The organism is Sphingobacterium hotanense (assembly GCF_008274825.1).
In the GTDB taxonomy this organism is placed as follows: Bacteria; Bacteroidota; Bacteroidia; order Sphingobacteriales; family Sphingobacteriaceae; genus Sphingobacterium; species Sphingobacterium hotanense.
Genome location: NZ_CP030848.1, coordinates 3,019,002 through 3,033,685 on the forward strand (window position 1 = coordinate 3,019,002; position 14,684 = coordinate 3,033,685).

The window sequence follows — 14,684 nt, forward strand, 5'->3', positions numbered from 1 at the left end:
AACATGGAAAACAACTCAAGAAGAGACTTTATCAAGAATGCCAGTCTGTTAACTGGATTTACTATTGTTTCAAATACGGTCCTCGGCAAGAAATTTGGACATATTGCGCCCAGCGATAAACTGAATATTGCAGGGATTGGCGTCGGCGGTATCGGGAGAAGAAACCTCAACAATATGAAAACAGAAAACATCGTTGCACTATGTGACGTAGATTGGAAATATGCATCAAAAACCTTCAACGACTATCCTAAAGCGCAGCGTTTTAAAGATTGGCGCAAGATGTTTGATGAAATCGGAAACAGCATTGATGCGGTATGCGTAGCGACGCCGGATCATACGCACGCCGGTGTAACGGCCCATGCGATTACCCTCGGTAAGCATACTTATACACAAAAACCATTAACTCATAATGTGTATGAATCCAGATTGTTGACCAAATTGGCAAAACAATACGGCGTAGCCACACAGATGGGAAATCAAGGTAACTCGTTCGATTGGTGCCGTGAAATTGCAGAATGGATACAATCGGATGCTATTGGCGAGGTATATGAAGTGCACTGTTGGACCAACCGTCCGATATGGCCTCAAGGGTTGATGAAACCAAAAGAGGGCATGCCGATTCCTAAAGATTTAGATTGGAATCTATTCTTAGGTCCTGCCGAGCATAGGGAATATAATTCGGTGTACACACCTTGGAACTGGAGAGGTTGGTACGACTTCGGAACAGGTGCTCTTGGAGATATGGCCTGCCACATCATGGACCCAATTTACTGGGCATTGAACTTGAAGTACCCTACCAAGGTAAACGGAAGCTCTACCCTAAGTAATCTTTATTCTCCGCCTCATGCAGAGATCGTGAAATATACATTCCCGGCACGTCCAAAAGCAGGCAAAGTGAAAATGCCGGAAGTCGACGTCTATTGGTATGATGGTGGATTGCTGCCAGACAGACCAAAAGAGCTTGCGCCAGGTATGATGATGGGCGATCCTGATGGCGGTATCATCTTCGTTGGTAAAAAAGGAAAAATCATGACTGGTTGTTACGGAATGAATGCTACGCTCCTTCCTGTGGAAAACATGAAGGATTTTAAAAAACCGACGCCATGGATTCCTCGCGTGAAAGGCGGAAATGGAGATATCTGGAAAACGGATGCACATGAGCAAGACTGGATCAGAGCTGCAAAAGAATCAAAAGAAAACCGCACGGAAACCAGTTCCAATTTCCAATTCTCTGGTCCGTTCAATGAAATGGTGGTAATGGGCGTGCTAGCAGTACGACTACAAGCGCTCCACAGGGAGTTGCTTTGGGATGGTGAAAACATGAGGTTTACCAATATAAACCCTAATGATGAAATTAAAGTAGTTTCGGTTGATGAGTTCAACGTGATTGATGGCCACCCAAGATTTAACCGTCAATCTATAACGCTTAATGCCGCACAAGCTGCTCAGGAATGGATCAATAAGCCTTACAAAAACGGATTCTCCCTACCACCGATGCCAAAATAGGGCTCAACGTTTTTAGTAACAACAAATAGATTTATCAATAAGAGAAGGCTGCCCATTCGGACAGCCTTCTCTATTTTGTTTGCGTTTCAGGAAATACGTTAACAGCCTGTTTCTTGCCAAGCGTATCTGTATTCAATTACCCTCAGGAATGAAAGGTATTCGAAACTGCTTTGACACAGAACCCTTTCAAAGCCCTTTCAAACCCAATATAAACTTAATTCAGAACCCTTTCGAAAGGGGAATGATAGGGGTTTAAAATGGGTTATATAGGGCTGATATTGCTTCTAGGTCTGACTAGCTTTATTTACTCCGCTCTTTAAAACCTTTTCCCTCAAATATTCGAGATGGGTTTCCGCGATCGACTTGTATCTGTTGTTCCCAATTCGATCGCTTGGCACTTGCCTGAGCCGATGAATTTAGCGCATCTACTTTTTCTTGTATTCTTTTTACCGCTAATTGCTTATTCTGCAGTTGTGAACGCGTATCCATGACCTGTACAGAAATTCCTGTTGGCTTATGCATTGCCCGCACAGCAGAGCTCACTTTATTGACGTGCTGCCCTCCTGCTCCGCTGCTCCGCATCGTCTGAAAGACGATATCGCTTTCCGAAATTCCATCCAAACGCTCCAAATCATCAACTTGCTGTACTGCAATAAACCAATTTTTACGTGGATGCTTCGGACGAAAGGGACTTTCACATTTCCACTGTATCGTACCAATCCATTGCGATGCAAAACGAACGCATTGCTTCCCCTTCACTTCCAGTAAAATAGAGGAAGCTAAACCTTCCGAACGTTCTTCTTGTAGGACTTTGAGTTCTATTTCTAAGGCATTTGCTTCAAGCAGCATCAGTGCAAAAACATTCGCTACTGCCATGCAGCATTCTTTAGGGCCTCGCCCCGAGCTTATCTGTAATTGTATCTTCATCCTTCCTCCCTACTTAGCCATTCGTACAATCTTGGGAGTAAAACTCCCCAAAACCGACACCAACTCCTCCTGAAGACGCATCACTTTCTGAATGTCCTTATAAGCCATAGGAGCTTCATCAACCGACCCTCCTAATAACTCCACACCCTTATTCTCCAAATCTGCAAACATCTCACTGCGGCTGATCGTATCCTTGCATTCGCCACGCGATTTGACACGTCCGGCCCCGTGGGAGGCAGAATTTAAGCTCAACGGATTTCCCTTCCCTTCTACAATATAACCCTGAGCCGTCATCGACCCTGGGATAATTCCTAGAACACCTTCGGACGCCGGCGTTGCACCCTTGCGATGCACGATACATTCCTTTCCATCCACAAACTCCTTCCAAGCAAAATTGTGATGATTTTCGATTGTCAGCACCGCTCGTTTTCCCAATGCCTTTGCCAATCTACGATGAATATCATCATGACAGGCCTTAGCGTAGTCGCCCGCTAGGTTCATTGCAGTCCAATACTCTTGTCCGTCGTGGGTATCCAGATCTAACCAGGCTAAGTGTTGTACTTGCTTAGGAAGTGGACACTGCTTTTGCGCCAGATAGGTATAATGCTTCGCAATGTTAGCGCCCAAGCCACGAGAACCTGAATGCGAAAGAACCGCCAAATATGATCCTTTGCTGAGCTTCCAATCTGATCGATCTTCATACAAATCGACTATTCCGAATTCCACAAAATGGTTTCCTCCGCCAGAAGATCCCAGCTGTTTATAAGCTTTGTCCTTTAGAGATTTCAACAGTGGTATTTCCTGAAATGCTGCATGCGAAAAGATCTCGTGATCTGCTCGCGACTTATGCGTTTCATAGAGTCCAAAAGCTGTATTCTCTTTCAGGATATTACGCAATTGGAATCCCCTGCCTTTCAAATAAGTGGCGGGAAAATCGAAGATGGATAGACTCATTCTGCAGCCAATATCAACGCCTACCCCATAAGGTATAACCGCGTTATCCGTCGCTAAGACTCCGCCGATCGGCAGACCATAACCTGCATGCGCATCCGGCATCAGCGCCCCCTGCACCGCGATAGGAAGTTTTAAAGAGTCATAGAGTTGACGCTTTGCCAATTCGTCAATCTCATTCTCTCCGAAAATCTCAAAGGGAACACGATGTGTTCGCAATTGATGCATTCTGACTTCTACCGGTTTGATCAAGCCTTCAGCAACCTTTCCCCAAGTTCCATGTCCCATGTATTTTTCAGGAAACAACAATACTTGTTTGGCTTCCTGTAATATTGTTTCTTTTTTATCGCGCTTGCGATATCGCGATATCTGCCCTAGCGCAATATTTATCGCGTTATTCTGCGGAAAACCCAATTTAATTAGGTCTTTCCCAGAAAGTTTATTTCCCATTGTAATAAAAATTGAATTGAATATTCCGGTTGATCCTGTAGATTGAAAGATCAAACAAAGACCATCCGATTTAAAATGACGGGCTTTTTAAATAAAACTTTCTTAGTTCCGTTACGTCGCTCAATACCTAATTAAATCTCAACTTTCATTAAGGAACAACCAAGTGCTAGGCAGAATAAGATTAATAAGATCTTTTTAAGAAAAAAGCACGAAGCAAGCCACAGCAAATCCATTTGCTGCAAACGCTCGAGAAGTTGGGGTACTTACAAACATATCTTCGTCTTTTTTAAAGGGTTAAAAATATTTATCGGGGCCAAAAGTAAAATATCCTTTTAGTTTATGCAAATTATTTTTTCGTCTTGTAGCTAGTCATAGAAAAACTGATCGACAAAATACCATAGTATTTCCTTCTCTGAACCTAAGCGATTTAGGATGCGATTCCAGGTTCTAGAAGAAAACTCGACACGATTACCAAAGCTGTCGGAATAAGACCATTTGTCGAAAATATCCTTCCTCAAAGTGGCTTGATTGCCGTCTTCTGTGTATTCTAAATCACCGTGTATATTTCGTTTGATGCTGGATGTACTGCCCTTGCTTTTGTCCCTCACAAATTCATGTCCGAAGATATCAGTTCCGCTCTCCCGCTCATTACCACGGTTATCTTTCGTGATGATCGTTCCGAAAATATCGATGGAATAGAAAGACTCATATCCCTCGCTATTCCTATTCTGCCAGATCAACTCTTGAAAAAACTTTTGCTGCGCATCTTTACTATTCAGAATACCAGGCATAAATCTACCGAGATATTTGTTCTCAAATTTCTCATGATTTTTTCTAGAATCGGAAAAAACTAAATCGCCAAATACGTTTTTCTCCAGGCTTGCGCTGTAGGAATCTTTGTTGGATTTAAAAAGTAGAGTCCCAAAAATATCGGTTTCATAACGCCCATGTTGAGCAAAGGATAAACTTACGGCAAAGACAAAAGTTAGGATAAAGAGTAGCTTTTTCATAACGAACAATTTAACAGTTTGAATTGGTAATAAGAAAAAAGTTTAAAGCTTAACGAAAATTTAATGTTGATGTTTTTTAGGTGGATTAGTGTGGGAATGGGGTGATGATTGATGGTTTGGATTGGAAATGAAAAAAGGCAAGAGAAGACTTGCCTTTTTTTAATTATTCTTTAATACTTTCAAACTATTCGGAATCACTAATGATTACGAATAGCACTGATTAACTCAGACTTAGACATTTTGGACCTTCCAGTTATCCCAATTTCTTTTGCCTGGCTCATAAGTTCTGTTTTCGAACGATCTTCCAATTTCTCAGATTTATGATCTAGCGTTCCTGCCTTTTGCGCATTAGCAATCCTTGCTGCTTTCTCTGTACTCATTCCCTCTTTTTTCAAAGCTTTATAAGTATCTTCTTTCTTAATACGCGGATTTTTCTTGTCTGGCATAGCAATTAAAGTGTTGATTCTGTATGTAGAACACTCAACGAGCAGAATCGTTGAAATAAACCAACACCCTACTGCTTAATCAAATAAGCCATATTCTTCACAATATTACGATGTTTTGCAACAAATGGATTCTCCTTATTCCAAACATAGCCAGCCAACACCGCACATATCTTTTGCTTTACATCTGGATTTTCCGGACGATGGTAAAACAGCTCTTGCAGGTTTCCGGTATACCATTCCTTCACATAGGTCGTAAACACATCGATACCGAATTTCATATATGCAGAATATTCCTGATCCCAATCAATAACCTCACCTTCCAATTGGCGCTTCGCCAATTTTGCAGCCAAAATTCCCGACTCCGTCGCGAAGCAGACACCCGAAGAGAATACAGGGTCTAAAAACTCCGTGCTGTTGCCTGTCAATGCATAACCAGCACCATGGAATTGCGATACTGCCACAGAATAATTCGTTAGGCGAATCGGGTCAAATTCATAGGGTAAGCCGCTGAAGCGAGCCACATAGTAATCCGATAACTTAATTGCTTCCTGTATTGCCTCATGGTTATCCATGCTGGCAGAGAGCTTATTGATATACTCTGTTGGCCCCACAATGCCTACGCTTGTTTTACCATTAGAGAAAGGGATCACCCACAGCCACACTTCAGTTTCTATAATATCGAAGGAAATCTGTGTCCCTTCTACGCCATCTGGACGACGAACATCATCGATATGCGTAAAGATAGCAGAGTGATAATCTAATTTCGATGGCATTTCGAGCTTCAGTAGACGTGGCAACACTCGTCCGTATCCACTACAGTCGATCACGAATTTTGCAGAGATAGTTGATAGTTTACCGGCCTTATCGCGAACGGTCGTTAACGAATCAGTGCCATCGAATGATACATCCAAAACCTCCGTTTCAAAGGCAATGTCCACCCCCTTTCGTTGTAATTCATCCGTCATTGCCTTATCAAAATCCGCTCTAGGAATTTGCCAGGTCCAGTCCCAACCTTCACCAAACTTATCACTAAAGTCAAATACGCAGTGTTCTTCCCCGCGAATAAAGCGAGCACCTGGCTTCTTCTCGAATCCATAGGAATTCAATGCTTCTAGAAGTCCCGCCTCTTCAAAATGATCCATAACTCTGGGAATCAAGCTTTCGCCTACGACAACGCGCGGAAACTTTTGCTTTTCAACAACTTTGATGTTCACGCCGTGTTGCTGCAAATACCCTGCGGCTACTGCACCACTAGGTCCCGCACCAATGATCAGGACGTCAACAATTTCGTTTTCCATAGCTGTAAATAATATTTAAATTCTATTTTTGCGGTACAAAAATTTGTTCCAAAATTACATACATTTAGAACAATTAAAAGAGAAGAAACTAATTATTTTAAATGAAAACCATAAACGATTATTTAACGATTAAAGAGTTTAACGAAGTTCTATTTGAAAACAAAAAAATAGAGATAAGCAAAGAGCTAATCGACAGAGTAAACAATTGTTATGATTTTTTACAAAGCTTCTCGAAAAACAAAGTCATTTATGGTGTCAATACCGGCTTCGGCCCGATGGCACAATATCGAATCCAAGAACAAGATCAATTACAGCTTCAATATAACCTGATTCGAAGCCACTCCTCCGGAACCGGGCAACCGCTTTCGGCAGAACATGTAAAAGCCAGCATTTTAGCGCGCTTGAACAGCCTTTCGTTAGGAAAATCAGGAATTCACATCTCCGTTATCGAACTGATGCGCGAGCTGATCAACCGAGATATTACTCCATTGATGTTTGCACATGGAGGTGTTGGCGCAAGTGGTGATTTAGTGCAATTAGCGCATTTGGCCTTAGTGCTGATTGGAGAAGGTGAAGTGTTTTATAGAGGCGAGCGCCGAGAAACTAAAGCTGTCTTCCAAGAACTGGGCTTAACCCCTATTGAGATTAAATTGCGCGAAGGCCTTGCTTTGATCAACGGCACTTCGGTAATGACGGGAATAGGCATTGTAAATACGTACAAAGCACAGAAATTGATCGACTGGTCGATCAAGGCTTCCTGCTTTATCAATGAGTTGGTTCAGGCATATGACGACCACTTCTCGGTAGAATTAAATCAAGCCAAACTCCACGAAGGGCAACGGGATGTGGCTCAAGCGATGAGAAATCATTTGGCAGATAGCCAACTGATCAGACGCAGGCATGAGCACCTTTACAACGGAAATAATAGCGAAGATATTTTCAAAGAAAAGGTACAGGAATACTATTCTCTACGATGCGTTCCTCAAATTCTAGGACCAATATTCGATACTGTCCGCAGTGTGGAAGCAATCTTAGAAAAGGAGATCAATTCGGCGAATGATAATCCTATTGTCGATGTCGCAACACAGCATGTTTACCATGGTGGAAATTTCCACGGCGATTATATTTCCCTAGAAATGGACCGCTTAAAGCTTGTCGTGACTAAGCTATCCATGCTAGCGGAACGACAACTTAACTATTTGTTAAACTCGAAGATCAACGAGTTGCTGCCTCCTTTCGTAAATTTGGGGAAACTTGGATTTAATTTCGGTATGCAGGGCGTCCAGTTTACCGCAACATCAACAACTGCGGAAAACCAAGCTTTGTCGACTTCCATGTACGTACATAGCATCCCGAACAATAATGACAACCAAGATATCGTCAGCATGGGAACAAATGCCGCAGTTATCTGCAGTAAGGTAATCGAAAATGCTTTTGAGGTACTTGCAATTGAATGGATTACGATTGCACAGGCGGTAGAAGCTCTTGACATTGAGGATCGATTAAGCTCAGCATCGAGGTCCGTCTATCGCGAATTGAGAGAGCTAGTGCCGGTCTTCAAGGAGGATATCGTGATGTACCCTATTGTTAATAATGTAAAAGAATATCTAATTAAATAATTATGAATCTAAAACACGTACTTGCTATTGCTGCACTATTCGCCTCCCAATTCGGGTTTGCTCAAGAGCTCGCTCAAGTTACTTCCAATAAAAAAGCTGGTTTTATCAACAAATCCGGAGATGAAGTTATTGCTTTGCAATTTGAAAAGGTTGGTGATTTTAATGATGCTGTAGCGCCGGTTTTACAGAACAAAAAATGGGGATTCATCGATGAGCAAGGCAACTGGGTCATTGAACCTACATTCGATCGCGTAAAAGCATTTGACCATGGAGTTGCTGTAGTTGCGCAAGGGAGCACTTGGTTCTATATCAACAAAAAAGGTGAACGATTAAACCTGGTATCAACCGATAAAATCTATGATTTTGAAGATGGCCTTGCTTTCTTTAAACAGAATAACAAGATAGGCATCATTTCTCCTGATGGCAAGGAAGTTTTAGCCCCAAAATACGACTTGATTCGCAAATTTGACGGCGATTATGCCCGCGTAAAGAATTTTGAGCGCTGGGGTATTATCGATAAATCGGGAAAAGAGGTTATACCAGCCGACTATAATGAAATTGGAAATTACATGAATGGATCGGCTTATGCTAAAAAAGGAACACAGTTTGGCGTAGTCGTTCAAGGCGAGTTTAAAGGCTTGGAAGCTGTAGACAAAATCTGGGATTTTTCAACAGATGGTCTAGCCTACGCACGCAAGAACAAGAAAATAGGTTTTATTGATACAAAAGGTAATTGGGTCGTAGAACCTCAATACGATAAGGCTCGTTCTTTTGTAAACGGCCTAGCACCGGTTTACAACGGCTCTAAATGGGGATATATCGACACGAAGGGCAATCTAGTTGTTGAATATCAGTTTGAAGATGCTGAGGTATTCAGCAACGACGGACTAGCTCCGGTAAAAGTTGGAAAAAACTGGGGATTTATCGATAAATCCGGTAAATTAGTTATACCCGCGCAATATAGTATCACCGCATTCGGTTTGGATATGTTTGATGCGGACAGCAAAGGCTTCATCAATGGTGTGGCTCGAGTTAAGTTCAACAAAACTTGGGGCTTTATCGATACAGAGGGTAATGTAGTTGGAAAGTGGTATGATAATGCCGAACTATTTAGCAAATAATGGCAGAAACAAAAAAGTATGCAATAGTGACTGGTGGGTCTCGTGGAATCGGGCGAGCAATTTGTAAAAAAATTGCCGAGGATACAGACTACCATATCTTAATAAATTATCATTCAAACGAGTCTGCAGCATTGGAAACCCTAGCAGAGGTTAGAGCCGCTGGTTCGGATGGTGAAATCATTAAATTCGATGTCGGCAATGCGGAAGAAGTGAAGTCGGCATTGGCGGCATGGGAAGAAAAGAACCCGGACGCTTTGGTTGAAGTAATCGTTAATAATGCCGGACTTACTAGAGATGGCCTTTTTATGTGGATGCCCCTACAAGATTGGAACGATGTGATCCAGACTAGTTTAGGCGGGTTTTATAACGTAACGAACTTCTTTATCCAGAAATTACTGCATAATCGCTATGGCCGGATTATCAATATGGTTTCAGTTTCTGGAGTCAAAGGAACTCCCGGTCAGACAAATTATTCAGCAGCGAAAGCCGCAGTTATCGGGGCCACCAAAGCCCTAGCTCAGGAAATTGGAAAGCGCAACATTACCGTAAATGCTGTTGCACCGGGCTTTATCAATACCGATATGACTGCAGAAATGGACCAGAAAGAACTGAAGAAGATGATTCCGGTTAACCGTTTCGGGGAAGCTGAGGAAGTTGCGGATTTAGTGTCATTTTTAGCATCAAAAAAATCTAGCTATATTACAGGAGAAGTTATCAATATCAATGGAGGGATTTATTCATAAAGGATGAATAACAGAGTGGTGATTACAGGGATGGGAATCTATAGCTGCATCGGAACTAGTCTCGATGAAGTTAAGACATCGCTATACGAAGGCAAATCGGGGATTATCTTCGATCAGGAACGTAAGGAATATGGATTTCGCTCGGCTTTAACGGGCAGCGTCCCTAGCCCGGAGCTTAAAGCGCTTCTACATAGACGGCAGCGCGTCACGATGGGCGAAGAAACCGAATATGCCTACCTCGCTACTTTGGAGGCATTGCGCGAAGCGGACATTCCTATTGAGGCTTTCAACGAGCGTGAAATTGGCTTGATCTATGGAAACGATAGTGTTTCTAAAGCTATCATTGATGCGACCGACATTGTGAGGGAGAAAAAAGATACCGCCTTAATTGGTTCCGGTGCTATCTTCAAATCCATGAACTCCACGGTGACCATGAACCTTTCCACAATCTTTAATATCCGCGGAGTCAATATGACGATTTCTGCGGCCTGTGCCTCTGGCTCTCATGCTATAGGCTTGGGGCATATGATGATCAAAAATGGACTGCAAGATTTGGTAATCTGTGGAGGAGCACAAGAAATCAATAAATATGCAATGGCAAGCTTTGACGGCTTAGGTGTCTTTTCTGCAAAAGACGAAGACCCAACGAAAGCCTGCCGCCCCTTTGATGCTAACCGCGACGGACTGGTTCCAAGTGGTGGCGCAGCAACGGTTATTCTCGAAAGTTTGGAAAGCGCATTAAAACGCGGCGCTCCTATTTTTGCAGAAGTTGTGGGCTATGGCTTCTCTTCCAATGGAGGTCATATCTCAACTCCAAACGTTGAAGGTCCGGCATCAGCCATGCGAAAAGCTTTGGAACAGGCCAATATGGATGCTTCGGAGGTTGAATATATCAATGCCCATGCAACGTCGACGCCTGTAGGCGATGCCAACGAAGCGCAGGCCATTGATGAAGTCTTTGGTGCCACTCGCCCATTTGTCAGTTCAACAAAATCGATGACAGGACATGAATGTTGGATGGCTGGCGCCAGCGAAATTATCTACTCTACTTTGATGATGAATCACGGTTTTATAGCGCCGAACATCAATTTCGATACACCGGACGAGTATTCCTCAAAATTGAATATCGTGACTGAAACGAAAAATCAAGATTTTGGTGTATATTTGTCCAATTCTTTTGGATTTGGCGGAACCAATTCTGCTATGATCGTGAAGAAGTTCAAATTATAGTGGAAATGAATATTGAAATTGAAGACATCGTCAACAAAATAAACGAAATCTTAGTGGAAGAGTTCGAGGTTGATGGAGATGTAATTGCTGCCGACAAAAATTTAAAAGAAACGCTAGACTTAGATAGTTTGGACTATGTGGATTTGGTAGTGATTATTGAATCTAATTTCGGCGTTAAATTGGTTGAGTCTGATTTTGCAGATGTCGTTTCCTTTCAAGATTTTTACAACCTAATTGAAAAGAAAATCTTGGCTAAACAAGATTAAAGATGAGCCAATGGGACGGTAAATCCAAGGGTACCTTATTGGGTTACCAAATTTTCGTCAACATTATTAAGAAACTTGGTGTCAGAGCTGCATATGGATTGTTGATTCCGGTAGCACTGTATTATGTTTTAGCCTATCCCATGACTGCCAAGGCTATGTTTTACTACTATAGAAAACGTCAAGGCTTTCCATTTATTAAATCAATACTCGCACTTTACAAGGGATATTTCGTATTCGGTCAGGTTTTGATCGATAAATTCGCACTATTTGCCGGACTCCGTAATCGATTTACCTTTGATTTCGATGGTATAGATATACTAAAACAACTCCTCGACGAGAAAAAAGGCGGAATTTTAATTAGCGGTCATATCGGGAATTTCGAGATTGCAGAGAAGTTCTTCGCAGATATAGATCTCAACCAGCAAATTCACATTGTTGCAGCCGATCAAGAACGGACAGTGATTAAAGACTACTTATCCAGTATTTCTAAAGAAAATTCGCAAATCAACTTCATACATATCAAAGAAGATATGTCGCATATATTCGAAATTTCAGCAGCATTGGCGAATAATGATCTCATTTGTTTAACGGGAGATCGCTATTTTGATAACTCTAAAACAATGTCTTCGGAACTATTGGGGGAAGATACACATTTCCCTGCAGGCACTTTCATGATTGCCTCGCGCCTGAATGCGCCGATTGCTTTTGTGTATGTAATGAAAGAACCCAATCTACATTACCATTTATATACGCGTAGGGCCCCTGCTGTAAAACACCGGGACGCGCAAGCGGTTTTAAATGCTTACACGCAAAGTATGGAGCAAATGCTCAAGAAATATCCGTATCAGTGGTTTAATTTTTTCGATTTTTGGAAAGCAGAAAACAAGGAATAATCCCAGCTTTATTTCCTTAATATTCAAACCTTTTTACTCGAACAGTCAAAGTAAGTAGAACCAGATTTTTCGCATGCGATGTCCGCAACACTGACAAAACTGCTCGATTAACTTAGATTTTACTATTTTAGCGGGCCAATCAAACGTAGAATAATGGATCAGCAGCTCGAATTTCCCATTAATGACCAACGTATCATTTACCAATGTATACCGCAGCGTCCTCCGATGGTAATGGTCGATGGCTTGTTAGAATACCATGTTGAGGGCATCGTAGCAACTTTCACGGTGAACCCTGATAACATTTTTCTGAAAAACGAATACCTTCAAGAAACCGGAATTATAGAGCATATGGCCCAGTCTGTTGCCTTGCATACTGGATTTGGCTATTACCTTCGTCGCGAACAGGCGCCGATCGGCTATATTGGGAGCATCAGTAACTTAGAGATTTATCAATGTCCGAAAGTACATCAGCAAATCAAATCAGAAGTAAACATATTGCAAGAATTTTCCGGTGTCACCCTGGTAGAGATAACAAGTAAAGTAGAGCAGACAATTATTGCTACAGGACAAATGAAGACGGTAGTAGCAAAATAATTTTCTTCACAGAAAAAGCTAATTGGATTGCCTACTTTTGTAAGCATACTGGCGAAAGCCAATATCAAGCTATGAATAGACGAAAAGAACGATTTAAAACCGATAAGATTTTACAGCATACGGAACACTTTAAAGTTAAGTTTAACGAAACTGATGCTTTGGGTATTGTATGGCATGGCAATTATATCGGCTACTTCGAAGACGGTAGAGAGGCCTTCGGCCGGCATTACGGAATATCTTATAAGGATATTCAACAAAACGGATATGCCACACCTATTGTTAAAGTTCTTAGCGAACATAAAAAGCCCCTTAGATATGCAGACGATGCCTATATCGTGACGACCTATGTCGATTGTGCTGCGGCAAAGATGATCTTCAACTTTGAAATCTATAACAGCCAAGATGAATTGGTATGTACGGGAGAGACTGTTCAGGTTTTTACAGACTTTGATAACAACCTCATTTTGTCGATCCCTCCTTTTTTAGAGGAATGGAAAAAGAAAGTGGGGATGTTATGAAACAAGCCTACATTCACGAGTCCAATATAATCAGTCCGCTGGGCTTTACTACGGACGAAAACTTCGAAGCTGTACGCGCCGGAAAGACCGGTATTCAAAAGCTTAAGCTGAACGGCATCCTCGATGAAGTTTTTATTTCATCGATAAATGAGGATCAAGTGGAGGCTTTATTTGCTCGTCTCAGCCTAACAAGCGCGTCGTCGAGAATAGAGAAATTGGCTATTGCTGCTCTCTTTCCTTTGATTCAAGACAGAAAATCTTTAGAAAATAGTTTACTAATCGTTTCGGCTACGAAGGGAAATGTCAAAGCCCTCGCGGAAAATGATACTGAGGCCAGCGACATCCCAACTTTAGCAAAAAATATCGCAACCTATTTTGGTTTCCAAAAAGAGCCTTTAATTGTCAGCAATGCCTGTGTTTCGGGCCTAATGGCTCTTTCCATAGCGAAACGCTATTTACAATTGGGATTATTTGAAGATGCCTATATCGTTGCTTTTGATGAGGTTTCAACATTTGTACAATCAGGGTTTAATTCTTTTCAGGCGGTTAGTTCAGAGGCCTGTCGCCCCTATGATCAGGATAGATCCGGTGTTAGCTTAGGCGAAGCTGCTGTTGCCTGTCACGTCTCAACGGAGAGGCAATCGGATAGCGTAAGAGTTGCAGGAGATGCGAATATAAACGATGCCAACCATATTTCTGGGCCTTCCAGAACAGGCGAAGGTTTGTTTCTAAGCATCCAAAAAGCATTAGATGAAGCTCAGTTACGCGCTGAAAACATTGATTATATTGTTGGACATGGAACCGCTACAATCTATAACGATGAAATGGAAGCAATAGCTTTCAATCGTGCGGATCTGTCGACAGTACCACTTGCCAGCTATAAAGGGAACTACGGACATACATTGGGCGCTTCAGGTCTTTTGGAGTGTGTACTTTTAGTAGAATGCATGCGAAGAAACCTGTTGTTACCCAGCAAAGGATTCCAAGTGCTAGGAACCTCACAGCCAATTGAGGTTTTGACAGCGGAACGGAAGTGCGATATTCGAGTGGCCTTAAAAACAGCGTCAGGATTCGGTGGAACAAATACCGCAATAATACTCTCAAAGGATTAG

The 14,684-nt window shown here is 42.0% G+C and carries 15 protein-coding genes; 10 read left to right on the top strand and 5 right to left on the bottom strand.

The window, feature by feature from the left end; translation table 11 throughout:
* Window positions 1-3: 3 nt before the first annotated feature.
* Window positions 4-1,506: a Gfo/Idh/MocA family protein gene (locus DSM08_RS12730; RefSeq protein ID WP_149526517.1), complete on the top strand. Its 1,503-nt coding sequence runs from the start codon at window positions 4-6 to the stop codon at window positions 1,504-1,506.
* Between the two features lie 300 nt (window positions 1,507-1,806).
* Here DSM08_RS12730 and prfH read toward each other — a convergent pair whose 3' ends face one another.
* The 5 genes from prfH to DSM08_RS12755 all read right to left on the bottom strand — a co-directional run bounded on the left by prfH (window position 1,807) and on the right by DSM08_RS12755 (window position 6,588).
* The gene (gene prfH / locus DSM08_RS12735) at window positions 1,807-2,433 is read right to left on the bottom strand and encodes a peptide chain release factor H (protein ID WP_149526518.1); all 627 of its coding nucleotides are present in this window, start codon (window positions 2,431-2,433) and stop codon (window positions 1,807-1,809) included.
* A gap of 9 nt (window positions 2,434-2,442) precedes the next feature.
* On the bottom strand, window positions 2,443-3,834 hold the full coding sequence (locus DSM08_RS12740; protein WP_149526519.1) for an RtcB family protein: 1,392 nt from the start codon (window positions 3,832-3,834) through the stop codon (window positions 2,443-2,445).
* A 365-nt stretch (window positions 3,835-4,199) separates the two neighbouring features.
* Window positions 4,200-4,844 carry a hypothetical protein gene (locus DSM08_RS12745; protein WP_149526520.1) on the bottom strand — a complete coding sequence of 215 codons (645 nt, stop codon included), beginning with the start codon at window positions 4,842-4,844 and terminating at the stop codon, window positions 4,200-4,202.
* Window positions 4,845-5,041: 197 nt separating this feature from the next.
* A complete protein-coding gene (locus DSM08_RS12750; protein WP_149526521.1) occupies window positions 5,042-5,290 on the bottom strand; it encodes a DUF7218 family protein in 249 nt (82 codons plus the stop codon).
* 68 nt (window positions 5,291-5,358) lie between these two features.
* Window positions 5,359-6,588: an NAD(P)/FAD-dependent oxidoreductase gene (locus tag DSM08_RS12755; protein ID WP_149526522.1), complete on the bottom strand. Its 1,230-nt coding sequence runs from the start codon at window positions 6,586-6,588 to the stop codon at window positions 5,359-5,361.
* A 101-nt stretch (window positions 6,589-6,689) separates the two neighbouring features.
* Here DSM08_RS12755 and DSM08_RS12760 point away from each other — a divergent pair, with 101 nt between their 5' ends.
* The 9 genes from DSM08_RS12760 to DSM08_RS12800 all read left to right on the top strand — a co-directional run bounded on the left by DSM08_RS12760 (window position 6,690) and on the right by DSM08_RS12800 (window position 14,684).
* A complete protein-coding gene (locus DSM08_RS12760) occupies window positions 6,690-8,207 on the top strand; it encodes an HAL/PAL/TAL family ammonia-lyase (RefSeq protein WP_149526523.1) in 1,518 nt (505 codons plus the stop codon).
* Between the two features lie 2 nt (window positions 8,208-8,209).
* On the top strand, window positions 8,210-9,328 hold the full coding sequence (locus DSM08_RS12765; protein ID WP_149526524.1) for a WG repeat-containing protein: 1,119 nt from the start codon (window positions 8,210-8,212) through the stop codon (window positions 9,326-9,328).
* Window positions 9,328-10,071: a 3-oxoacyl-ACP reductase FabG gene (gene fabG, locus DSM08_RS12770; protein ID WP_149526525.1), complete on the top strand. Its 744-nt coding sequence runs from the start codon at window positions 9,328-9,330 to the stop codon at window positions 10,069-10,071. The genes DSM08_RS12765 and fabG overlap by 1 nt, the downstream gene beginning before the upstream one ends.
* Before the next feature lie 3 nt (window positions 10,072-10,074).
* Window positions 10,075-11,301, top strand: coding sequence for a beta-ketoacyl-[acyl-carrier-protein] synthase family protein (locus tag DSM08_RS12775; protein WP_149526526.1), 1,227 nt, complete (start codon window positions 10,075-10,077; stop codon window positions 11,299-11,301).
* Window positions 11,302-11,306: 5 nt separating this feature from the next.
* Window positions 11,307-11,567, top strand: coding sequence for an acyl carrier protein (locus tag DSM08_RS12780; protein WP_223110810.1), 261 nt, complete (start codon window positions 11,307-11,309; stop codon window positions 11,565-11,567).
* Between the two features lie 2 nt (window positions 11,568-11,569).
* Window positions 11,570-12,460 (top strand): LpxL/LpxP family acyltransferase, encoded by an 891-nt coding sequence (locus DSM08_RS12785; RefSeq protein WP_149526527.1) that lies wholly within the window; start codon window positions 11,570-11,572, stop codon window positions 12,458-12,460.
* A 153-nt stretch (window positions 12,461-12,613) separates the two neighbouring features.
* Complete coding sequence (locus tag DSM08_RS12790; protein ID WP_149526528.1) at window positions 12,614-13,054, top strand: hypothetical protein; 441 nt, start codon at window positions 12,614-12,616, stop codon at window positions 13,052-13,054.
* A gap of 71 nt (window positions 13,055-13,125) precedes the next feature.
* Window positions 13,126-13,572: an acyl-CoA thioesterase gene (locus DSM08_RS12795; RefSeq protein WP_149526529.1), complete on the top strand. Its 447-nt coding sequence runs from the start codon at window positions 13,126-13,128 to the stop codon at window positions 13,570-13,572.
* Window positions 13,569-14,684, top strand: coding sequence for a beta-ketoacyl synthase N-terminal-like domain-containing protein (locus tag DSM08_RS12800; RefSeq protein WP_149526530.1), 1,116 nt, complete (start codon window positions 13,569-13,571; stop codon window positions 14,682-14,684). The genes DSM08_RS12795 and DSM08_RS12800 overlap by 4 nt, the downstream gene beginning before the upstream one ends.